Genomic DNA, 20,510 nt, shown 5'->3' on the forward strand with positions numbered 1-20,510 from the left:
CGTCCGCGGGTTGGCGATGACGGCCGCAATCGCCGTAACGGCGGTCATTGTGGTGCTGACTCTTCTGCATTCGCCAGGGAGCGCCCCGGCGTACGTACCGATCTCCACGGAGCCAACTGACACCACCGGCGCCACTCCTTCAACGAGGGCTACTCCCACGATTGAAGCTCCGCCGACAGTCGAGGCTCCGCCGACAGTCGCTACTCCCCCCACAGTCGCGGCTCCGCCGATAGTCGAAGCGCCGCCGACCACCGCCGCCCCCACGGCCACCGTCGCCCCTCAGACGACCGCTGCCCCAACAACCACCGCCGCCCCCTCGACGAGTGTCGCCACTTCGACGAGCGCTGCTCCTCCGACCAGCGCTGCCCCCTCGACGAGGTCCGCTCCCCGAACCAACGTCACGCGCTCCAACCCGCCCGTCTACATGAACCCGCCCAAACCCGCGGGGTAATCGCGCTGGGTGAAGTTCGTGCGGCGGTTTTTTGACCGGTTCTAGCAAGGCCGGTCAGGCCGCGAGCGAGGCCGCAGTAATCAGTTGTCGCTACCTCTGCGGCCTCACTCCCGAACCGCCTACCCTGCGGCAATGCAAACCAATCCGGGTCAGGTCGCATATCGAGTTTGGCGATGCCGGTTTGATTGTGCGACACCGGGGTACAAGAGATCTCGTCGCTATCGTCAATAACAAGGAGCACTGATGATTGTTCTCGGAATCATCCTCATCGTTGTCGGCTACCTCGTGCCGCTGCCCATCCTCTACACGATCGGCGGCATTCTTCTCGTCGTCGGACTCATCCTGCTGGTGCTTGGCCAGACCGGTCGCGCCGTCGGTGGACGAAAAGTCTGGTTTTAGCTACTGATTCCAACCAGATCCTGATCTGTTCCCGAGTCGGCCCGTCACCCACGTGGTGACGGGCCGACTCGCGGTTTGGCAGCGGCCTTAGGTCTGCCGCGGGGAAACCGACAGCGCAAGAACACGATTCACGTCATCGGCGCCGTGACGAAGACGCAGGGCCGCAGTCTTTCCACGGGTCGGGGGATTCGCTTCAAGTGTGCGGCCCTGCACACGCATATACGACAAAGCTCAACGTCCGGTTCAATCCGTCTTATTCTCGATCGATGGCAGTGACAGAAATTTCCATCGCGGATGCACGGGTGGATCAACGAATTTCGGTGGGTCCGGACGGACCGCTGGAACCTGGCGTGTTCCTGGTCAGGGAGATCACCCCACTCGATGCGGAAACGTTCGCGGTGGTGCTGCAGTCCACCGCCGGTGGCCCTGATGTGGAAGCGACGGTCCCCGCCGATCTCACGGTCGGGCTGGTCGGAGAGCCCTAACCGTAGATCTGGACCCCGGTGCGAGGCTCGCGCATGGTCTTCTGCAGCGCGACCACGGCGCCCACCTCGACGACTCCCAGCAGGAGCAATGGCCACAGCGCTCCGGCGAGCACGGCCACCGCTAGCGGATGCGTTGTTGGAGTCCGCTCGTCGCGCAGAAACCAGCGCCCCTCGGCGTAGGCACCAATTGTGGTCACCACAAGGCCGATCAGGTAGATCGTCGTGAATACGGTGAGCAAGATCGTCTTCTCTCATCGGAGTTTCGATTCGAGAAACGCCTTCCCGTGATTTGCCCGCCCTAAACCCCGGCCTAGGCGTGGCTGAACGGGGAAACGATCACGTCGCGCACCTCACGCCTGTGCAGCGCGACGGAGACGAAAAACTGGCCCGCACCCGCGATCAACAATGGCCACAGCAACACGGTGACAAGTACCGCCGACGGTGCTGACGCGCCGTCGGGCCCGACGTTGGGCAGCCAGCGCGGACTGGCGTACGCGGAGGCGATTGCCGACACCATGACACCGAGCAGATACAACATGACGACCAAGAACATCGGTGCCCCCTCCCGAACCAGAAGTCGTGCGACATGTTGTACCCCGATGACTGTGATCCAAACCACACTTTCGGGAAATCCCTGGAATCACATCAGACAGAATCGAGTCATGACCGATCGCATCGAACTTCAGCGCACCATTCCCGCCCCCGCAGCCGACATCTTTGCCCTCTTGTGTGACCCACAGGGGCACGTCGCCATCGACTCGTCGGGCATGCTGCAGAACGCTGACGGGGATCCGGTGACCGCGGTGGGCGACTCGTTCGTCGTGCATATGGATCGTGAAGCGTTGAACGACTTCCCGGCGTTGGGCCGCTACGACGTGACGGTGCAGATCACCGAATTCGAACCTGACGCGTTGATCGCCTGGACCATTCTCGGGCAGATCCGCCCACAAATCGGACACGTCTACGGGTACCGGCTGGAACCCGCCGCCGATGGCGAGGGGACTGTGGTCACGTCGTTCTACGACTGGTCCACTATCGACCAGAAGTGGCGCGACGCCGGCATCTTCCCGGTCATCTCCGAGCTGGCCATCCGGGCCACCCTGGGCATCCTCGATCGCAGTGTGCGCCGCGGCTACCCCAAGGGCTAGATACAGGCGTTGATACCGACGAACGGGATCGGCGTCGGGACACCGGCGCATACCGAGAAGAACGGCGTGATGTCGCCATTCCAGGCCGGGGCAGGCGGAGGCGGAGGCGGTGCCGGTGCGGCTGCGGGCTGCACGCAGGAACCAGATTGGGTATCGAGCAACGCGCCCGGCGGACAGTAGGCCGCGCACCCACCTCCCTGTGGGACCTGACCAACGGGGCAGGCCCAACTCACTGCGGGCGTCGCAATGGTGGCCACCGCCATTGGGGCGGCCAACACCCCCGTCAGGACGCCGAGAGTGACTGCGCTGCGGCGGATTCGATTCTTCATGATGGCTCCTCGGCGTACCCCGACCGATGGCTCAGGGACTGATTTTAGGCATGCCGGAGCCGCGGCGGCGAGTGAACCTCCGACCCGTCACCATCGTCAACCCACAGTTGACGAACGTCCATCGTCAACCTACCGTTGACGCATGAGCGATGCCGCCCCGATCACCTACCCCGTCAGCCTCGACACCCTGATTCACGCCATCAAATCCGTGCACAGCGATGCACTCGAACAGCTCACCGACGCGATGCTGACCGCCGAGCACCTCGGCGAGGTCGCGGATCACCTGATCGGGCATTTCGTCGATCAAGCCCGCCGCTCGGGCGCCTCGTGGACCGATATCGGCACCTGTATGGGCGTCACCAAACAGGCCGCCCAGAAGCGTTTCGTGCCCAAGGCCGACACCGTCCCGATGGACCCCAATGAGGGGTTCGCCCGCTTCACCCCCCGTGCGCGCAGTGCGGTCGTCATTGCGCAGACCGCCGCCCATGACGCCCGCAACCACGAGATCGCACCTGACCACCTGCTCCTGGGCCTGCTGGACGACACCGGCGCCTTGTCGGTGGCCCTGCTGGCCGCCCAAGGCGTCACGCCCGAGCACGTGCGTGCCACCGTCACACTGCCGCCACCTGATGGCGAGCCGTTGGCGCTGGTGCCGTTCAACGGCCCGGCGAAGAAGGTGCTGGAACTGACGTTTCGGGAGGCCCTTCGCCTCGGCCACAACTACATCGGCACCGAGCACTTGCTGTTGGCGCTGCTGGAATGCGAAGACGGTGACGGACCCCTGCACCGTTTGGGAATCGACAAGGTCACCACGGAATCCGACCTGGCCGGGATGCTCAGGTCGGTCAGCGAAAACAGCTGACCTCACAATCACCGGTGCCCGGGCGTCTTCATGATGTGAGGGTGCGTCCGTTCGAGGAAGTGGTGGCGCAGCACGGAGTGACCGTGCTGCGAGTCTGTCGTGCGGTCGTCGGGCCTGACGACGCCGAGGACGCCTGGTCGGAAACTTTCCTCTCGGCGTTGCGCGCCTACCCCGAACTGCCAGCCGATGCCAATGTCGAGGCCTGGCTGGTGACGATCGCGCACCGGCGCGCGCTGGACGCCGGCCGGGCCCGCTCCCGGCGCGCGGTACCGACCGACGTCGTACCCGAGCGGGCCGCTACCCACGCCGACCCCGCCGGCCGCGACCTTGACCTGTGGCCAGCACTGGCCCGGCTCCCCGACAAACAGCGCCTGGCGGTGGCGTATCACCACATCGCGGGGTTGCCGTTCGCCGATATCGCTGCCCTGCTTGGCAACTCCCCCGACGCCGCGCGCCGTGCCGCCGCGGACGGTATCAAAACGCTCCGTGCGTTTTACGCAAAGGATCAAACCTGATGACTACCAACATGTTTAGCCAATCCGATGAAGCGGTCGCGCTGAACCGGCTGCATGCTCGGCTGGTGACCGATGCTGTCGACGGTGAGCTGCTCGATATCGCCTACCGCACCGTCGACACTCCTATCGGCGTCCTGCTGCTGGCCAGGACCGAGCTCGGTCTGGTGCGGGTGGCTTTCGACATCGAGGGCCACGATGCGGTCCTGGCCAGCTTGGCCGAGCTCATCAGCCCCCGCATCCTGCGCGCGCCTGCCCGCTTGGACGACACCGCCCGACAGCTCGACGAGTACTTCTCCCATCGGCGTACCGGATTCGATGTGGCGATGGATCTGCGTCTGACACAAGGCTTTCGGCGCACCGTGATCGAGCATCTGCGCGATATCGGCTACGGACAACGCGAAACCTATGCCGATGTCGCCGCCGCGGTGGGCAGCCCGAAGGCAGTCCGGGCGGTCGGCAGCGCCTGCGCACACAATCCGTTGCCGGTGGTCATCCCGTGTCACCGGGTGGTGCGCTCCGACGGCTCCCCCGGTCAGTACTTGGGCGGCGCGGAGACCAAGCTGACGTTGCTCGATTTGGAGCACGCAGCCTGATCAGACGACGGTCTGGGAGTACTTTCAGGGATAAAGGAGTTGGTATCGACATGAAACTCAATGACGCCGCTCGTGACTTCATCGGATCGGGTGTTGACGGCACCCTGGTGACACTCAACCCCGACGGCGGCCCGCAGGTCAGTCTGGTCTGGTTCGCGCTGCAGTCCACCCCGGACGGTGACGAGCTTGTCACCGCTCACCTTGCCGCCTACAAGAAGGTCCGCAACGTCCGCAACAACCCGCGGGTGGCGGTGACCATGGTCGCGCCAGCGAAGCCGGGTGTGCAGACGCCGTATCTGTCGGTGACCGGCACGGCACGCATCGTCGAGGGCGGTGCGCCCGAATTGCTGGACGCACTGGCTGAGGTCATGCTCGGCCCCAATTCGGGTTTCCCACCTGAAGGGTCACCGGCGGGATTCCTGACCCGGATCAGCATCGACAAGGTCGGCGGCCTCGGACCCTGGGCCTCCTGAGCCCGTTCGGGACCAACCCGCCCGCCGGTTGCCGGCCATGTGCCATCATGCCTTTCATGCGCCGCTGGTTTGCGACCCTGCTCGGAGCCCTCACCATCGCCGTCGTCGGTGTCGGTCCCGCCCCTGTCGCCGCGGCGGCTGACACACCGATCGGCCGACTCGGAGACACCCTGCGCGTCAACTACGGAGGCATCGTCGCCGACGTCACCGTCCACGACGTCCTGCCCACCGACCCGCCGCCGGGCTATGCCCCGACCGGGTCCCCCCGGTGGCGTAACGAGGGTGGACCCTGGCGCGCGGCGGTGACCGTGCACGCCGTGGAAGTACCCACACCGTCGGCGATGGCGTTGGCGTTCAGCTTCGACGGCGTCACTCCCTACGCCGACGCTTATGCACCCAAGAACACCGACGCACCCGATGCGCTGCAGACCGCGCTGCTCAACGTGCCCAACGGCGCCACCGTCGACGGAGCGGTGTACTGGCAGGTGTACCGGGCCGGTGTCACCAATGTGGTTCTCCTGGAACCCCGTTCGGGCAAGCATCTGGCGCAGTGGAACATCTGGGAGCCGGGCACACCACTGCCCTGACCATCGCATGACCGTTGACGTATCCACCGCAAAAGTGGGTGACCTCGTTGAGCTCGCCGACGTCGCGGCCACCACATTCCCGCTGGCCTGCCCACCGGCCGCGCACCCCGACGATATCGCCGCGTTCATCGCCACCACCCTGTCCGTCGGCCGGTTCACCGAATACATCGTCGACCCCACCCGCGCCGTGCTGATCGCCCGCGATCACACCTCGGGCCCGCGAATCCTGGGGTACGCCATGACGATTGACGGGGTGCCCGACGATCCCGACGTCCAGCAGGCAGTCGCGGCGCGCCCCTCGGTGGAACTGTCGAAGATGTACGTCCTGCCCGACAGCCATGGCGGTGCGGTCTCGGCAGCCCTGATGCAGGCTGCGCTGGAGCACGCCGCCGCGGCGGGCGCGGCCAGCGTGTGGCTCGGGGTGAATCAGCAGAACCTGCGCGCGCAGCGGTTCTACGGCAAGCACGGGTTCACCGTGGCCGGCACCAAGACATTCCGGTTGGGGTCGGGTATCGAAGCCGATTACGTGTTGGTGCGGCCCCTGCCCTCCGCCGAGCAGACATAAAGGGGTATCTCAGACCGGCGTGTTGCTGGACCTTTGCGTCTGTTCGCGGGAAAAACTAGAGCGTCTTGATCCCGGCCGCGGTCAGCGCCAGCAGCCGCGAGGTGGCCCGCAGATATTTCTTGCGGTAACCGCCGGCGACCATCTCGTCGCTGAAGACGGTATCGAGCTTCGCCCCTGAGGCGACCACCGGAATACCCGCGTCATAAAGCCGGTCGGTCAGCGACACCAGTCGCAGCGCCACACTCTGATCGTCGATCTGATGCACACCGGTAATGAAAACCTCGGCAACACCGTCGATCAACGCCTGATACCGCGACGGATGCATGGTCGCCAAGTGTTTGCACAACGCGTCGAACCCGTCGAGGGTGGCACCGGGTACCTGCGCTGCCCGCTCGGCGACCTGCTCATTGGTGAGCGGTTCGGGCGCCGGCGGCAACCCACGATGGCGGTAATCCGGGCCTTCGATCCGCACCGTCGTGAAAATCTTTGCCAGCGTGTTGATTTCGCGCAGGAAGTCCTGGGCGGCGAACCGGCCTTCGCCGAGCTGCTCGGGCAGCGTGTTGGACGTCGCCGCAATCGACACTCCCCGCTCCACCAGTTGCGAGAGCATCCGGGAGACCAGCGTGGTGTTGCCTGGGTCGTCGAGCTCGAACTCGTCGATGCAGACCACGACATATTCAGATAGCAGATCGATGCACTCCACGAAGCCGAAGACACCGGCCAGCTGGGTCAGCTCCCCGAACGTCGCGAACGCCGCGGGCGCTGCGTCAGCTCCGGTGAGCGTGTAGTAGATCGAAGCCAACAGGTGGGTCTTGCCGACACCGAAACCGCCGTCGAGGTACAGGCCCACCCCCGGCAGCACCTCACGCTTGCCGAACAACTTCTTCTTGCCGACCCGGCGTTGCGCGGCCTGCGCGCAGAAGTTCTGGCAGGACTCGACCGCGGCGGTCTGGGACGGCTGGTCCGGGTCGGGGCGGTACGTCGCGAAGCTGACGTCACTAAACGTCGGAGGCGGATTGAGCCCGGCGATCAGCCGCTCCGGCGACACCGTGGGATGACGGTCAACCAGATGGCCAACCCCGGGGGAATTCATGCACGCACTGTAGCGACGTGCTGCAATCGTCCTTATGGCCGAACCCACTGCTGGGACACAGCTCACACTGCTCGGCGCGACCGAAGCAGTCGACGAATCCCGCCTGCCCGAGCTCTACGCGTACCCCGCCGATCTGACGGCGTGCTGGGTGCGGGCCAACTTCATCAGCAGTCTCGACGGCGGCGCCACCCTCGACGGCAAATCGGGCGGCCTTGGTGGGCCCGGTGATCGGGCGTTGTTCCGGCTGATGCGCGAACTGACAGACGTCATCGTCGTCGGAGCCGGCACCGTGCGGGCAGAGAATTACGCCGGCGCCCAACTGAACGTCGCCGAGCGCCAAGACCGCCAGGCCCGCGGGCAGGCCGAAATCCCACCGATCGCGATCGTCACCCGCTCCGGACAACTCGACCGCGACGCCAAGGTGTTCACCCAGACCGAGGTGCCGCCGCTGATCCTGACCAGCACCGCATCCGCGGCCGACACCAGGGATCGACTACACGGTATTGCCGAGGTCATCGACTGTTCGGGCGCCGACCCGTCGGGCGTGGACGCCGCGACCATGCTGGCAGCGCTGGCCGCCCGCGGCCTGACCCGCGTGCTCACCGAGGGCGGGCCCAGCCTGCTGGGCACCTTCATCGGGGACAACCTGCTCGACGAGTTGTGTCTGACGCTGGCCCCGACCGTCGTCGGCGGCGACGGCAGCCGGATCGCGAAGGCCGCAGGCGCCATCGATACCCGACTGCGGCGCGCGCACCTGCTGGCCGACGACCTCGGATACTTGTACTGCCGTTACGTGCGGGGTGCATGAAGCACCTATCGCTACTGTGGGCTGCATGAGTCGCCGGGCCCAGATCGCCACCGTCCTGCTCTCGGTCAGCGCACTGCTGGCCGGTTGCGCGCCCGGGCTGGCCGCCAACCCGAAATTCGCCACCGACTCCGGTCATAGTGGCGGTGGACCCACGACCACCGCTGCCCCGCAAGACGGTCCCCCGCCGATTGCCGCGCCCAAGAACGACCTGAGCTGGCGGGAGTGCACGTCGCGCGTGTTCGGTGACGCCGCATTGCCCGCGCCGCCCGGGGTCACCCTGGACTGCGCGACCTACGACGCCGATCTCGACCCGATCAACGGCGCCACCGGGACGCTGACCATCGGTGTGGTGCGGGCCCGCTCGGTGCAGACGCCACCGGATGCCGGCCCACTGGTGTTCACCACCGGATCAGACCTGCCGACGTCGCTTCAGCTGCCGGTGTGGCTGACCCGCTCCGGCGCCGACATCCTCAAATCGCATCCCATCGTCGCCGTCGACCGCCGCGGAATGGGCATGTCCGGCCCGGTGGACTGCCGCGACCTCTACGACCGCCAGGAGATGCGAGACCAGGCGCAGTTCGAGGCCGGCGACGACCCGGTCGCCAGGCTCGGCGCGGTCACCATGACGGCAACGACCAGCTGCACCGACACCATTGCCCCCGGCGACTCGGCCTACGACAACGCCCATGCGGGCGAGGACATCGAGAAGCTGCGCAGCATCTGGGACGTGCCCTCGCTGGCGCTGATCGGAATCGGCAACGGCAGCCAGGTCGCCCTGTCCTATGCGAGCTCACACCCCGACAAGGTGGCCCGATTGGTGCTGGACTCTCCGGTCGCCCTGGGTATCAGCGCAGAAGCCGCCGCCGAGCAGCAGGTCAAAGGCCAGCAGGCCGCATTGGACGCCTTCGCCGCCCAATGCGCCGCCACCAACTGTCCCCTTGGCGCCGATCCCAAAGCCGCGGTGGACTCTTTGCTGTCTGCCGCCCGCAACGGCAACGGTCCCGGCGGGCAAGCGGTATCGGCTCTGGTCAACGGCATCGTCACCGCGCTCGGATTTCCCGATGGCGACCGGGCCACCAACACCGCGCGACTGGCCGGCGCCCTGGCATCGGCCCGCAACGGCGACGATAACCAGCTGAACAACCTCATCGACCAGGCCGACGCCGTGCAGGAAACCGACGGTCAATTCATCAACCGCTGCAGCGACTCATTGAACCGGCCCACCCCCGACCGGGTCCGCGAACTCGTCGTCGCCTGGGGCAAGCTGTACCCGCAATTCGGCTCCGTCGCCGCACTGAACCTCGTCAAATGCCTGAACTGGCCCAGCGGTACCGCACCCGATGCACCGAAGGACCTCAAGGTCGGCGTCCTGATCCTGGGAGTGCAGAACGACCCGATCGTCGGCGCCGAAGGCGTGCCCGCCACCGCGGCCACCATCATCAACGCCGGATCCAACAGCAGGCGGGTGATGTGGCAGGGCATCGGCCACGGCGCCAGCATCTACAGCGGGTGCGCAATGCCGCCCCTGCTCGGCTACCTGGACAGCGGTAAGACACCCGAGACAGACACGTACTGCCCAGCCTGAGACAACCGTCAAGGGCGTCGGTGTACGGTGCTGCCGTGGCGGCTGTTGGTTCCGATAATCCTGGTAAATCCGACTGGCGCGGATCCGTCCTGCGTCTGTTCGCGCCCCGTACCACCGCACCGAGCGTCGCGACGGTGCTGCGTTCGGCGTTGTGGCCCCTGGCGCTCATGTCGGTGTTCCACCGCAGCTACGTGCTGGCGACCAACGGGTTCATCACCGACGACTTCGGCCCGGTCTACCGCGCGGTCATCAACTTCAAGCTCGGCTGGGATATCTACAACGAGCATTTCGACTACGTCGACCCGCATTACCTCTACCCGCCGGGCGGCACCCTGCTGCTGGCCCCCTTCGGCTACCTGCCCGTCGACGCATCGCGGTACTGGTTCATCACCTTCAACACCATCGCGATCCTGCTGGCCGCCTACTTCCTGATCCGGCTGTTCAATTACACGTTCACCTCGGTGGCGCTCCCGGCGCTGATCCTGGCGATGTTCTGCACCGAGTCGGTGACCAACACGTTGGTGTTCACCAATATCAACGGCGTCATGCTGCTGCTGGAGGTGCTGTTCCTGCGCTGGTTGCTCGACGGCAAGCCCAAACATCAATGGTTGGCCGGTATCGCCATCGGATTGTCGCTGGTGGTCAAACCCTCGCTCGCACCACTGCTGCTGCTGCCACTGCTCAACCGACAGTGGCGCGCGGTGGTCGCGGGTATCGCGGTGCCGGTGGTGTTCAACGCGGCAGCCTGGCCGCTGGTGGCCGATCCGATGAACTTCGTGCACCGCACGCTGCCCTACATCTTGAGCAGCCGCGACTACTTCAACAGCTCGATCGTCGGCAACGGCACCTACTACGGTCTGCCGCCCTGGCTGATCTTGCTGCTGCGCATCGTCTTTGCGGCGTTGACCATCGCCAGCCTGTGGCTGCTCAACAAGTACTACCGTGAGCGCGATCCGCGGTTCTGGCTGCTGACATCGTCCGGGGTCCTGCTGACGGCCTCGTTCCTGGTGCTCTCGCTGGGCCAGGGTTACTACTCGATGATGCTGTTCCCGTTCCTGATGACGGTGGTGCTGCCGAACTCGGTGATCAGGAACTGGCCGGCTTGGTTGGCCATCTACGGATTCATGGCCATCGACAAGTACCTGCTTTGGCACTGGCCGACCACCGGCCGGTTCTTGGAGTACATGCGCGTGACCTACGGGTGGTCACTGCTGCTGATCGTGGTGTTCGTGGTGCTGTATTTCCGCTACCTCGACGCCAAGGCGGACGGTCGCCTCGACGGCGGTATCGATCCGCCGTGGATGACTCGTGGGGAGCCGCGCGCTAGCGTAGACGCATGAGTCAGGAAACGACGTCAGGGATACCCGGCCCCAAGTTGGAGCTGACCGACGACCAGTGGCGCGAGAAGCTCACCCCCGCGGAATTCGCGGTGCTGCGACAAGCGGGCACCGAGCCGGCGAATATCGGCGAGTACACCGACACCAAAACCGCAGGCGTCTATGAATGCCGGGCGTGTGGCACCGAATTGTTCCGCAGCTCAGAGAAATTCGAATCGCATTGCGGATGGCCGTCGTTTTTCGACCCGTCGCATTCGGATGCGGTGATCCTGCGCCCCGACACCACCCACGGCATGCGCCGTGTCGAGGTGCTGTGCGCGAACTGCCACAGCCACCTCGGCCACGTGTTCACCGGCGAGGGATACCCGACGCCGACCGATCAGCGGTACTGCATCAACTCGATCTCGCTGAAGCTGGTACCGACCGAATAGCGCTGGCGTTACGGAAGCGAAGCGACCAGCTGCTCGACGCCGACGCGCGGGCCGGTGAAGAACGGGATCTCCTCGCGCACGTGACGCCGTGCGTCGGTGTACCGCAGCTTCCACATGAGTTCGACGATGCGACCGAGGTCGGGTCCTTCGAACGCCAGAATCCACTCGTAGTCGCCGAGCGCAAAGGCGGGCACGGTGTTGGCGCGGACGTCGGGATATTCACGGCCCGACATGCCGTGCTCGACCAACATCTTGCGGCGTTCGTCGTCGGGCAGCAGGTACCACTCCAGCGACCGGACGAAGGGGTAGACGCAGATGTAGTCGCCTGGCTCTTCGCCGGCAATGAACGCCGGGACGTGACTCTTGTTGAACTCGGCAGGCCGGTGCAGGGCCACCACACTCCAGACCGGCTCGCTGACCCGTCCCAGCGATGTGCGACGGAAGTCCTTGTAGGTCGCCTGCAGGTCCTCGACCCGCTCGGCGTGCGTCCAGATCATGAAGTCGGCGTCGGCCCGGAACCCGGCGACGTCGTAGAGGCCACGTACGACGACGCCGCCCTCTTCCTGCTGCTTGAGGAAGGTCGCCGTCTCGTCGACGATCGCCGAGCGATCCTCGCCCAGCGCTTCAGGTTGGACAGCGAAGACCGAGATCATCATGTATCTGGTCATGGAGTTGAGCGCGTCATAGTCGAGCTTGGCCATGACTCCTATCGTGCCACCCCGCCCGGTGTCAGCGCCCGGGCCACCTCTGTTGCCGCGCGCCCTGCGGCGCCGACGCAGGCGGGTACGCCGATCCCATCGAGATAACTGCCCGCGACGGCCAGCGTCGGGGGCAGCCCGGACCGCAGTTCGGCGATCAGTTCGGCATGTCCGGGCCCGTACTGCGGCATCGCATCCAGCCAGCGGTGCACACACACATCGACCGGCTCGACGTCGACATCGAAGACCGTCGCCAGGTCGCGCACCGACCACGCCAGCAGCTGCTCGTCGGAGGTGTCACGGGCCAGGGTGTCCCCGAAGCGGCCGAACGACAGCCGCAGCAGCTCGGCGTTCCCGCCGCGGCCCCATTTGCGGGTGGACAGCGTGATGGCCTTGGCGTTGAGCTGCTCCCCGCTGGCGACCAGCACCCCGGAGCGTGACGGCAGTGGGGTTCCGCCTGGGACGGCGAGCGCCACCACCGCCGACGACGCCACGGTGATCCTGGCGGCGGCTGCGGCGGTCCGTGGCGCGACCGCGGCGACCAGCCGGGCCAGTCGGGGCGCTGGCAGGGCCAGGATGACGGCGTCGGCGCGCCAGTGCGTGCCCGCGTCATCGCAGAGCGTCCAGCCGGTGCCGTCGCGGCTGATGTCGTCGATGCCTGCGCCGATCCAGCGCACCCCACTCTGGGCGACCAGTTCCCGGACCAACACCTCGTATCCGCCGTCGATCGCCCCGAATACCGGGGCGCCGGAATTCGGCGGCAGCGCGGCACGCACTGCGTCGGTCAGGCTGGTCGCGCCCCGGTCCAGGGCGGCCGCCACCGTCGGGACCGCTGATCGCAGCCCGATCGTCGCCGCGGACCCCGCGTACACCCCGGCCAGCATCGGGTCGACCGACCGCGCCACCACCTGGTCGCCGAACCGGTCGTCGACCAGCTGGGCGACCGTGGGGTCGGCTCCGCTTCGCCACTGCAGGGGCCGGGTCGGCTCGACCGCCATCCGGCTCAGCGTCTGGTCGTCGACCAGACCGGCCATCGATCCCGCCGAACTGGGGATTCCGTTGACGGTGTCCGAGGGCAACGCGTGCAGCCTGGCCTGGCTGTAGATCAGGGGCCGCACCCCGGTGGTGCCCAGCTGGCGGCCGGCCAGGCCGAGCTCGGCCAACAGCGCGGGCACTTCGGGTCTGCGCACGACGAACGCTTCCGCACCGACGTCCATCGGCTGGCCGGCGACCCGTTCGGTGCGCAGGATCCCGCCGAGCCGGTCAGCCGGATCGAACAGCGTGATCGTCGCGTCGTCACCGACGATGCGGCGCAACCGGAACGCGGCGACCAGCCCGGAAATCCCGCCACCGATGATGGAGTAGGTGGGGTTGCCGTCGGATTTCACAACGAATGCACCAATGCCACCAGATCGGTGAGCAAACCGGGATCGGTGGCGGGCAGCACGCCGTGGCCGAAGTTGAAGATGTGCCCGGCCGCACCCGCCTCGATGGCGCGTCTGCCGTCTTCCACGACGGCGCGGGCGCTGCGCTCGGCCACCGCCCATTCCGTCAGCAGCACCACCGGGTCGAGGTTGCCCTGCAGTGCCCGATCCTTGGGCACCCGACCGGCCGCATCGGTCAGCGACGTGCGCCAATCCACGCCCACCACCGCGGGCCCGCCGACGCCGAGCGCCTCCGACATTGCCCCGAGCAGCTCAGCGGTGCCGACCCCAAAGTGGGTCATCGGCACACCGGCATCGGCCAGCGTCGCGAACACCCTGGTGGAGTGCGGCAATACGTATTGACGGTAATCGGCCAGCGACAGCGTGCCCGCCCACGAATCGAACAGCTGAATGGCGTCCACGCCGGCGGCCACCTGTACCTGCAGAAAACCGATGGTGATGTCGGTCAGCGCCGTCATCAGCGCATGCCAGGTCGCCGGCTCGCCGAGCATCATCGCCTTGGTGCGCTCGTGGTGCTTGCTGGGCCCACCTTCGACCAGATAGGACGCCAGCGTGAACGGGGCGCCGGTGAAGCCGATCAGTGGTACCTCGCCGAGCTCGTTCACCAGCAGCTTGACCGCGTCCGAGACCGGCGCAACCTGTTGGGCTTCAAGGGGTTTGATCGACGCGACATCGGCGGCGGATCGGATCGGGTGGGCGATGACCGGCCCGACGTCGGGCACGATGTCCAAATCGATACCGGCCCCGCGCAGCGGCACGACGATATCGGAGAACAGGATCGCAGCGTCGACCTTGTGCCTGCGGACCGGTTGCAGGGTGATCTCGCAGATCAGCTCGGCATCGAAACAGGCCTGCATCATGGTGTTCTTGGCCCGCAACGCCCGGTATTCCGGCAGCGACCGCCCGGCCTGGCGCATGAACCAGACCGGGATATGGGACGGTTTGCGGCCGGCTGCGGCGGCTAGGTAGGCAGAATTGGGCAGCTCGCGACGGGTATTCATCGCTTCTTATGCTGCCATGCCGATAAAAGCGGCGCGCCTGCACTCTTAGCTGCACTGATAGGTCTACCGTCGAAAATTGTGACGTCTGCCGAACCGGCTGAATTCCGCGCCGCGGTAGCTGCGATGAATGCCGCTACCGTGCGGGCCGAAATAGAGGTGGGCCCGATCCGCCCACCCCAGCGGCTCGCGCCTTTCAGCTATGCCGTCGGCGCAGAAGTGAAGCAACCGGACGCTGCCGTCGTACCCGAACAATCCGACGGTGACGCGTTCGGGCGGCTGATCCTGTTGCACGACCCCGACGGCTCCGACGCCTGGGACGGCACCATGCGTCTGGTCGCCTACATCCAGGCCGACCTGGACTCCACCGAGGCGATCGACCCGTTGCTACCCGAGGTGGCGTGGAGCTGGCTGATCGAGGCTCTGGAATCGCGCTCGGAACACGTCACCGCACTCGGCGGCACCGTCACCGCCACCACCTCGGTGCGCTACGGCGATATCTCCGGGCCGCCCCGAGCCCATCAGCTCGAACTGCGGGCCTCGTGGACCGCGACGACACCCGATCTCGGTACCCACGTCCAGGCGTTCTGCGAAGTGCTCGAACACGCCGCCGGTCTGCCACCGGTTGGGGTCACCAACCTCGGATCGCGGTCGCGCGCCTGAGATGTCGCACCCCGATCCAGACACCGAACTCCCGGTCGAACCCCCAGCCGAAGACACCGCCGAACACTCGGACGAACCAGCACCCACTCCCCTGACGGCGCCCGCCGACGGAGTACCCGAAACCTCGGTCACCGCATACGAAATCGCCGAAGCCGCAGAGTTTTTGGGCACAGGACACGGTGCGTTTGCCGTCGACGCCGAGCGCGCCTCGGGGTTCCGGTACTCCAACCGGGCCTACCTCATTCAGATCCGGCGGGCCGGTGCGGGCACGGTGCTGATCGACCCTGTCGGCGACGGCGGTGACCCGATGACCGTGCTGCGGCCCATCGCCAAGGTCCTCGATGACGGGGAATGGATTCTGCATGCCGCCGACCAGGACCTACCGTGTCTGGCCGAAGTCGGCATGCGACCACCGGCGCTTTATGACACCGAATTGGCCGGCAGATTGGCGGGATTCGACCGGGTCAACCTGGCCGCGATGGTGCAGCGGCTACTCGGGCTGGGGCTGGTCAAGGGCCACGGTGCCGCCGACTGGTCCAAACGCCCGCTGCCCGACGCGTGGCTGAACTACGCCGCACTCGATGTCGAAGTGCTCGTCGAATTGCGCGATGCGGTCGCCGCTGAGCTGGCACACCAAGGTAAGACCGACTGGGCGGCAGAGGAATTCGAGCACCTGCGCACCTACGAAGCCCAGCCGACCCGTCGCGACCGGTGGCGGCGCACCTCAGGAATTCACAAGGTGCGCAATCGTAAAACCCTGGCCGCGGTCCGCGAACTGTGGACGGTGCGCGATAACATCGCCCGCCGCCGCGATATCGCCCCCGGCCGTATCCTGCCCGATTCGGCGATCATCGCCGCCGCCCAGGCCGACCCCGGCACGGTCGACGACCTGACCAAGCTGCCGATTTTCGGCGGTAGCAAGCAACGTCGCAGTGCTCAGGTCTGGCTCGACGCCCTGGCTGCAGCCAGGGTCAACCCGGACCCACCCGAGGTTTCGGAGCCGCAGACCGGCCCACCGCCGGCGGTGCGGTGGAGTAAGCGCAAACCCGAAGCGGCGGCCCGCCTTGAGGCAGCGCGCGCGGCGCTGACTGTGCTGTCGACGTCGGTGACCGTGCCCAGCGAGAACCTGCTCTCCCCCGAGCTGGTCCGCCGGCTGTGCTGGGACTGGACGCCGGTGCCTGGCGCCGCAGCGGATACCGTCGCGGCGATCGACGCGTTTCTGCGCGACGCCGGAGCTCGTCAGTGGCAGCGGGATCTCACCGCACCGGTCCTGGCTGAGGCACTGAGCGCAACTGCGGAGCCGAGCTGACGTGTCACCGAAAGACGAAACACCTGACGAAGAGGACCGGCAGCTGTTCGCCGATCGGGTCCTCAGTGTTGCCGAGGACGCCGTCTACTGGGCCATCGCCGTTCTGCTGATCGCCGGATCAGTCGGCCTGCTAATCGCCCAGGTCAACACCTTGATCGGGTTGCGGCATACCCCGGCGAGCACCGTCATGCTCGAGCTACTCGACGGCCTGCTACTGATCTTCATTTTCGTTGAACTGCTGTATGCCGTGCGGACCAGTCTGCGATCCCATGAGATCGTCGCCGAACCGTTCCTGATCGTCGGAATCCTGGCCTGTATCAAGGAGATCGTCGTGCAGTCGGTCGATGCAGCCAAGCTGTTACACGACGGGCCGCAGTTCGCCAGGGCCATTGTGCAGACCGGCGTCTTGGGCGCACTGGTCCTCGTGCTTGCCGTCGCCGCGTTCATCCTGCGGGAACGGCGACGTGATGTCAGTGACGCCGGCGAGCACGCGGGCGACGAAAGCTGACGCCGAACCTAGTCGAGATGTTGGCTGACTTCGGGCTCAGCGACCGAACTTCCCAGGGCCGCAATCCAGCCCGTGATCTGCCTCGAGACATTGGCATCGGTGAGACCGATATCGGCCAGCACCTGGCTGCGCGAGGCATGGTCGAGGAATTCCTGCGGCACCCCGATATCGCGGCAGGGCACGTCGATCTCGTTGCGTCGCAGCATCGCCGACACCGATGACCCGACACCACCGTTGACGCCGTTGTCCTCCAACGTCACCACCAGCTTGTGGGCTTTGGCCAGCTCCGCGATGACAGCGGGAATCGGTACCACCCAACGTGGGTCGACGACCGTCACACCGATGCCCTGATCGCGCAACCGACCCGCCACGGCCAATGCCATCGACGCGAACGACCCGACCGCGATCAGCAGCACATCATCGGAGAGCTCGTCGGCGGGCACGGCCAGAATATCGACCCCGGCGCGCCGCTTGAGGGCCGGAATATTCGGTCCGACATCGCCTTTGGGGAAGCGCAACGCGGTGGGTCCGTCATTGATCGCGACGGCTTCACGCAGTTCCTCGCCCAGGGTGGCCGCATCGCGCGGCGCGGCCACCCGCATACCGGGCACGATGCTGAGCATCGACAGGTCCCACATGCCGTTGTGGCTGGCGCCGTCGGGGCCGGTGACACCGGCGCGATCCAGCACCAGCGTGACCGGCAACTTGTGCAACGCGACGTCCATCATCAGCTGGTCGAACGCGCGGTTGAGGAAGGTCGAGTAGATGGCGACCACCGGATGCAGCCCGCCCATCGCGAGCCCGGCGGCTGAGGTCATCGCGTGTTGCTCGGCGATACCGACATCGAACAGGCGGTCGGGGAACCGCTTCCCGAATGCGCTCAAACCGGTCGGGCCCGGCATCGCCGCGGTGATGGCGACGATATCGCGGCGCTTGGCCGCGATCTTGATCAAGGCGTCGGAGAACGTGGCAGTCCAACCGGGCGCGGAGACCGAGGTGGCCAGGCCGGTGAGCGGATCGATCACACCGGTGGAGTGCATCTGCTCGGCTTCGTCGGCCTGGGCGGGCGCGTAGCCCATGCCCTTGTGGGTGACGACGTGCACGATGACCGGCGCGTTGAACCCGCGCGCGCTGCGTAGCGCCGCTTCGACGGCGTGCTCGTCGTGACCGTCGATGGGTCCGACATATTTCAGCCCGAGATCGGTGAACATCACCTGCGGAGACAGCGCGTCCTTGAGGCCGGCCTTGACGCTGTGCATGCACTGGTAGCAGAGCTCACCGATGAGCGGCATACCGCGGACGGCGCCCCGGCCCTTTTCCAGCAGGCGCTCATAGCCCGGCTGCAGGCGCAGGGTGGCCAGGTGATCGGCGAAACCGCCGATGGTCGGTGCGTAGCTGCGGCCGTTGTCGTTGACCACGATCACCACGGGCCGCCGCGCCGCGGCGATATTGTTCAGCGCCTCCCAGCACATACCACCGGTGAGAGCACCGTCGCCGACGACAGCGACCACGTGGCGATTGCGGTGACCGGTCAGCTCGAACGCTTTGGCCAGCCCGTCGGCATAGGAGAGAGCCGCCGACGCGTGACTGGATTCGACCCAGTCATGTTCGCTTTCGGAGCGGGACGGATAACCGGAAAGCCCGCCCTGTTTGCGCAGGGTGTCGAAGTCTTGGCTGCGACCCGTGAGCATCTTGTGCACGTAGGCCTGGTGGCCGGTGTCGAAGATGATCGGGTCATGCGGCGAGTCGAACACGCGATGCAGCGCCAAGGTCAGCTCGACAACACCCAGGTTAGGGCCAAGATGCCCGCCGGTAGCGGCCACCTTGTGGATCAGAAACTGACGAATTTCGTGAGCTAGATCACTTAGCTGGGACTGCGACAGGTGCTGCAGATCTGCGGGGCCGCGGATCTCTTCAAGCATCTGGTCAGTCTACGCACCGATCCCCCTTGGAGTCCCGCTGAGACTGGTACATGTCGGGCACTCCGTCGTTGTCGGAGTCGACCGTTTCCGCCTGATGAATCCGGCGATAGGCCGCGTTGCGGCTCATCAGCACGACAGCAGCCAGCAGAGCTGCGATAACGGAGCCGAGTAGCACCCCGATCTTGACATCCGCGGCGTCGGGGGTGCCGTACCCGAAGGCCAATTCGCCGATCAATAACGAAACTGTGAACCCGATACCCGCCAATAACGACACGCCGAGAACGTCGCGCCACGCCAAATCCTCGTCGAGGCTGGCGTGGGTGAACCTGGCCAGTAGGAATGTCGTCAGCCAGATTCCCAGAGGTTTGCCGACCACCAGACCGGCGATCACACCCAACGTCACCGGGTGGGTAAGAGCGCGGCCGAGACCGCCGAAGCCGCCGACCGTTACCCCTGCAGCAAAGAACGCGAAGACCGGCACCGCAAAGCCCGCCGACACCGGACGCAGCAGATGTTCGAAACGCTCCGCGGCCGCGTGTCGGCCCAGCACCGGAATGGTGAAGCCAAGCACCACACCGGCGACCGTGGCGTGGACTCCGCTGGCGTGCACCAGCGCCCAGGTGGCGACGGCCAGTGGCAGCAGGATCCACCATTGCCGCAGGCCGCGCTGCACGGCGAAGGCGAAGAGGCCACCGGGGACGAGCGCCAGGGCCAGGATTCCCGGCACCAGATGGTCGGTGTAGAACACCGCAATGACGGTGATGGCGAGCAGATCGTCGACGACGGCCAACGTCAGCAAGAAGGTGCGTAGCGCGCTGGGTAGATGCGTCGAAAGAACGGCCAGGACGGCCAACGCGAAGGCGATATCGGTGGCGGTGGGTACCGCCCACCCGGCCAGCGTGCTCGAGGATCCCAAGCCCAGGTTGACTCCGACATAGACCGCCGCGGGCACCACCATTCCGCCGACAGCCGCCAAGATCGGCAATGCGGCGCGGGCGGGATCCCTCAGATCACCGGCGACAAACTCGCGTTTGAGTTCGACGCCGACCACGAAAAAGAAGATCGCCAACAATCCGTCGGCCGCCCACGCCGCCAACGATAGGTTCAGGTGCAGCGTGGCCGGTCCGAATGTCAGCTCCGAAATATCTTGGTAGACAGCCGACCACGGCGAATTGGCCCAGATCAGCGCGGCCGCTGCGGCAATGAGCAGCAGCACCCCGCCGACCGTCTCCTTGCGCAGGATCTCGGTGAATCGGGCGGTCTCCGACCAGGACCCACGACTTAGCAGCGGCATCAGCGCGACCTC

At 66.2% G+C, this 20,510-nt stretch carries 26 protein-coding genes; 16 read left to right on the forward strand and 10 right to left on the reverse strand.

The genetic code is table 11. From position 1 onward, the window contains the following. Positions 1 to 279: 279 nt before the first annotated feature. On the reverse strand, positions 280 to 402 hold the full coding sequence (locus ADBZ9O_RS21655) for a hypothetical protein (protein WP_526524971.1): 123 nt from the start codon (positions 400 to 402) through the stop codon (positions 280 to 282). Between the two features lie 292 nt (positions 403 to 694). Between ADBZ9O_RS21655 and ADBZ9O_RS21660 the strand changes: the two genes are divergently transcribed. Next, the gene (locus ADBZ9O_RS21660) at positions 695 to 850 is read left to right on the forward strand and encodes a DUF6131 family protein (RefSeq protein WP_526524972.1); all 156 of its coding nucleotides are present in this window, start codon (positions 695 to 697) and stop codon (positions 848 to 850) included. A gap of 266 nt (positions 851 to 1,116) precedes the next feature. After that, a complete protein-coding gene (locus tag ADBZ9O_RS21665) occupies positions 1,117 to 1,335 on the forward strand; it encodes a hypothetical protein (RefSeq protein ID WP_526524973.1) in 219 nt (72 codons plus the stop codon). Here the strand turns inward: ADBZ9O_RS21665 and ADBZ9O_RS21670 are convergent. Together ADBZ9O_RS21670 and ADBZ9O_RS21675 are read right to left on the reverse strand one after the other, a co-directional pair. Continuing rightward, positions 1,332 to 1,574 carry a hypothetical protein gene (locus tag ADBZ9O_RS21670; protein ID WP_526524974.1) on the reverse strand — a complete coding sequence of 81 codons (243 nt, stop codon included), beginning with the start codon at positions 1,572 to 1,574 and terminating at the stop codon, positions 1,332 to 1,334. The two genes, ADBZ9O_RS21665 and ADBZ9O_RS21670, sit on opposite strands and share 4 nt — an antisense overlap. A 71-nt stretch (positions 1,575 to 1,645) precedes the next feature. Then, the gene (locus tag ADBZ9O_RS21675) at positions 1,646 to 1,888 is read right to left on the reverse strand and encodes a hypothetical protein (protein WP_526524975.1); all 243 of its coding nucleotides are present in this window, start codon (positions 1,886 to 1,888) and stop codon (positions 1,646 to 1,648) included. A 109-nt stretch (positions 1,889 to 1,997) separates the two neighbouring features. Between ADBZ9O_RS21675 and ADBZ9O_RS21680 the strand changes: the two genes are divergently transcribed. Next, positions 1,998 to 2,483: an SRPBCC family protein gene (locus tag ADBZ9O_RS21680; RefSeq protein ID WP_526524976.1), complete on the forward strand. Its 486-nt coding sequence runs from the start codon at positions 1,998 to 2,000 to the stop codon at positions 2,481 to 2,483. Here ADBZ9O_RS21680 and ADBZ9O_RS21685 read toward each other — a convergent pair. Further along, positions 2,480 to 2,812: a hypothetical protein gene (locus ADBZ9O_RS21685; RefSeq protein ID WP_526524977.1), complete on the reverse strand. Its 333-nt coding sequence runs from the start codon at positions 2,810 to 2,812 to the stop codon at positions 2,480 to 2,482. The genes ADBZ9O_RS21680 and ADBZ9O_RS21685 overlap by 4 nt on opposite strands. Positions 2,813 to 2,954: 142 nt before the next feature. Here ADBZ9O_RS21685 and ADBZ9O_RS21690 point away from each other — a divergent pair, with 142 nt between their 5' ends. Genes ADBZ9O_RS21690 through ADBZ9O_RS21715 form a run of 6 tightly spaced genes read left to right on the forward strand, consistent with a single transcriptional unit; the run spans position 2,955 to position 6,407 of the window. Next, the gene (locus ADBZ9O_RS21690; protein ID WP_526524978.1) at positions 2,955 to 3,674 is read left to right on the forward strand and encodes a Clp protease N-terminal domain-containing protein; all 720 of its coding nucleotides are present in this window, start codon (positions 2,955 to 2,957) and stop codon (positions 3,672 to 3,674) included. A gap of 35 nt (positions 3,675 to 3,709) precedes the next feature. Further along, on the forward strand, positions 3,710 to 4,189 hold the full coding sequence (locus ADBZ9O_RS21695) for an RNA polymerase sigma factor (protein WP_526524979.1): 480 nt from the start codon (positions 3,710 to 3,712) through the stop codon (positions 4,187 to 4,189). Then, entirely contained in the window at positions 4,189 to 4,782 is a 594-nt protein-coding gene (locus ADBZ9O_RS21700) for a methylated-DNA--[protein]-cysteine S-methyltransferase (protein WP_526524980.1), read from the forward strand. The genes ADBZ9O_RS21695 and ADBZ9O_RS21700 overlap by 1 nt, the downstream gene beginning before the upstream one ends. Positions 4,783 to 4,832: 50 nt before the next feature. Continuing rightward, positions 4,833 to 5,255 (forward strand): PPOX class F420-dependent oxidoreductase, encoded by a 423-nt coding sequence (locus ADBZ9O_RS21705; protein ID WP_526524981.1) that lies wholly within the window; start codon positions 4,833 to 4,835, stop codon positions 5,253 to 5,255. 56 nt (positions 5,256 to 5,311) lie between these two features. Continuing rightward, positions 5,312 to 5,842 carry a hypothetical protein gene (locus tag ADBZ9O_RS21710; RefSeq protein WP_526524982.1) on the forward strand — a complete coding sequence of 177 codons (531 nt, stop codon included), beginning with the start codon at positions 5,312 to 5,314 and terminating at the stop codon, positions 5,840 to 5,842. A gap of 7 nt (positions 5,843 to 5,849) precedes the next feature. Continuing rightward, on the forward strand, positions 5,850 to 6,407 hold the full coding sequence (locus ADBZ9O_RS21715; RefSeq protein WP_526524983.1) for a GNAT family N-acetyltransferase: 558 nt from the start codon (positions 5,850 to 5,852) through the stop codon (positions 6,405 to 6,407). A 55-nt stretch (positions 6,408 to 6,462) separates the two neighbouring features. On the opposite strand, the gene zapE is transcribed toward ADBZ9O_RS21715, so the two are convergent. Next, on the reverse strand, positions 6,463 to 7,536 hold the full coding sequence (gene zapE, locus ADBZ9O_RS21720; protein WP_526533368.1) for a cell division protein ZapE: 1,074 nt from the start codon (positions 7,534 to 7,536) through the stop codon (positions 6,463 to 6,465). On the opposite strand from zapE, the gene ADBZ9O_RS21725 reads away from it, so the two are divergent. The 4 genes from ADBZ9O_RS21725 to msrB are packed head-to-tail and all read left to right on the forward strand — an operon-like array spanning position 7,535 to position 11,661. After that, entirely contained in the window at positions 7,535 to 8,308 is a 774-nt protein-coding gene (locus tag ADBZ9O_RS21725; protein ID WP_526524984.1) for a pyrimidine reductase family protein, read from the forward strand. The two genes, zapE and ADBZ9O_RS21725, sit on opposite strands and share 2 nt — an antisense overlap. Positions 8,309 to 8,333: 25 nt before the next feature. After that, on the forward strand, positions 8,334 to 9,893 hold the full coding sequence (locus ADBZ9O_RS21730) for an alpha/beta fold hydrolase (RefSeq protein ID WP_526524985.1): 1,560 nt from the start codon (positions 8,334 to 8,336) through the stop codon (positions 9,891 to 9,893). Between the two features lie 20 nt (positions 9,894 to 9,913). Continuing rightward, a complete protein-coding gene (gene aftC, locus ADBZ9O_RS21735; protein WP_526524986.1) occupies positions 9,914 to 11,233 on the forward strand; it encodes an arabinofuranan 3-O-arabinosyltransferase in 1,320 nt (439 codons plus the stop codon). 20 nt (positions 11,234 to 11,253) lie between these two features. Continuing rightward, complete coding sequence (gene msrB / locus ADBZ9O_RS21740) at positions 11,254 to 11,661, forward strand: peptide-methionine (R)-S-oxide reductase MsrB (protein WP_526533370.1); 408 nt, start codon at positions 11,254 to 11,256, stop codon at positions 11,659 to 11,661. An 8-nt stretch (positions 11,662 to 11,669) separates the two neighbouring features. Here the strand turns inward: msrB and hemQ are convergent, their stop codons facing one another. Genes hemQ through hemE form a run of 3 tightly spaced genes read right to left on the reverse strand, consistent with a single transcriptional unit; the run spans position 11,670 to position 14,805 of the window. Further along, complete coding sequence (gene hemQ, locus ADBZ9O_RS21745; RefSeq protein WP_526524987.1) at positions 11,670 to 12,362, reverse strand: hydrogen peroxide-dependent heme synthase; 693 nt, start codon at positions 12,360 to 12,362, stop codon at positions 11,670 to 11,672. Between the two features lie 5 nt (positions 12,363 to 12,367). Further along, entirely contained in the window at positions 12,368 to 13,747 is a 1,380-nt protein-coding gene (locus ADBZ9O_RS21750) for a protoporphyrinogen oxidase (protein WP_526524988.1), read from the reverse strand. Then, positions 13,744 to 14,805 (reverse strand): uroporphyrinogen decarboxylase, encoded by a 1,062-nt coding sequence (gene hemE / locus ADBZ9O_RS21755; protein WP_526524989.1) that lies wholly within the window; start codon positions 14,803 to 14,805, stop codon positions 13,744 to 13,746. Before hemE ends, ADBZ9O_RS21750 begins: the two co-directional genes overlap by 4 nt. 123 nt (positions 14,806 to 14,928) lie before the next feature. Here hemE and ADBZ9O_RS21760 point away from each other — a divergent pair, with 123 nt between their 5' ends. The 3 genes from ADBZ9O_RS21760 to ADBZ9O_RS21770 are packed head-to-tail and all read left to right on the forward strand — an operon-like array spanning position 14,929 to position 17,282. After that, the gene (locus tag ADBZ9O_RS21760) at positions 14,929 to 15,465 is read left to right on the forward strand and encodes a DUF3000 family protein (protein ID WP_526533372.1); all 537 of its coding nucleotides are present in this window, start codon (positions 14,929 to 14,931) and stop codon (positions 15,463 to 15,465) included. A 1-nt stretch (position 15,466) separates the two neighbouring features. Further along, entirely contained in the window at positions 15,467 to 16,774 is a 1,308-nt protein-coding gene (locus tag ADBZ9O_RS21765) for an HRDC domain-containing protein (protein ID WP_526524990.1), read from the forward strand. A 1-nt stretch (position 16,775) separates the two neighbouring features. After that, positions 16,776 to 17,282 (forward strand): phosphate-starvation-inducible PsiE family protein, encoded by a 507-nt coding sequence (locus ADBZ9O_RS21770; RefSeq protein ID WP_526524991.1) that lies wholly within the window; start codon positions 16,776 to 16,778, stop codon positions 17,280 to 17,282. Positions 17,283 to 17,290: 8 nt separating this feature from the next. Here ADBZ9O_RS21770 and dxs read toward each other — a convergent pair whose 3' ends face one another. Both dxs and nhaA read right to left on the reverse strand, forming a co-directional pair. Next, complete coding sequence (gene dxs, locus ADBZ9O_RS21775; RefSeq protein ID WP_526524992.1) at positions 17,291 to 19,204, reverse strand: 1-deoxy-D-xylulose-5-phosphate synthase; 1,914 nt, start codon at positions 19,202 to 19,204, stop codon at positions 17,291 to 17,293. Between the two features lie 4 nt (positions 19,205 to 19,208). Then, positions 19,209 to 20,498 carry a Na+/H+ antiporter NhaA gene (gene nhaA, locus ADBZ9O_RS21780; RefSeq protein WP_526524993.1) on the reverse strand — a complete coding sequence of 430 codons (1,290 nt, stop codon included), beginning with the start codon at positions 20,496 to 20,498 and terminating at the stop codon, positions 19,209 to 19,211. Positions 20,499 to 20,510: the final 12 nt, after the last annotated feature.

The organism is Mycobacterium sp. (assembly GCF_965229105.1).
Classification (GTDB): domain Bacteria; phylum Actinomycetota; class Actinomycetes; order Mycobacteriales; family Mycobacteriaceae; genus Mycobacterium.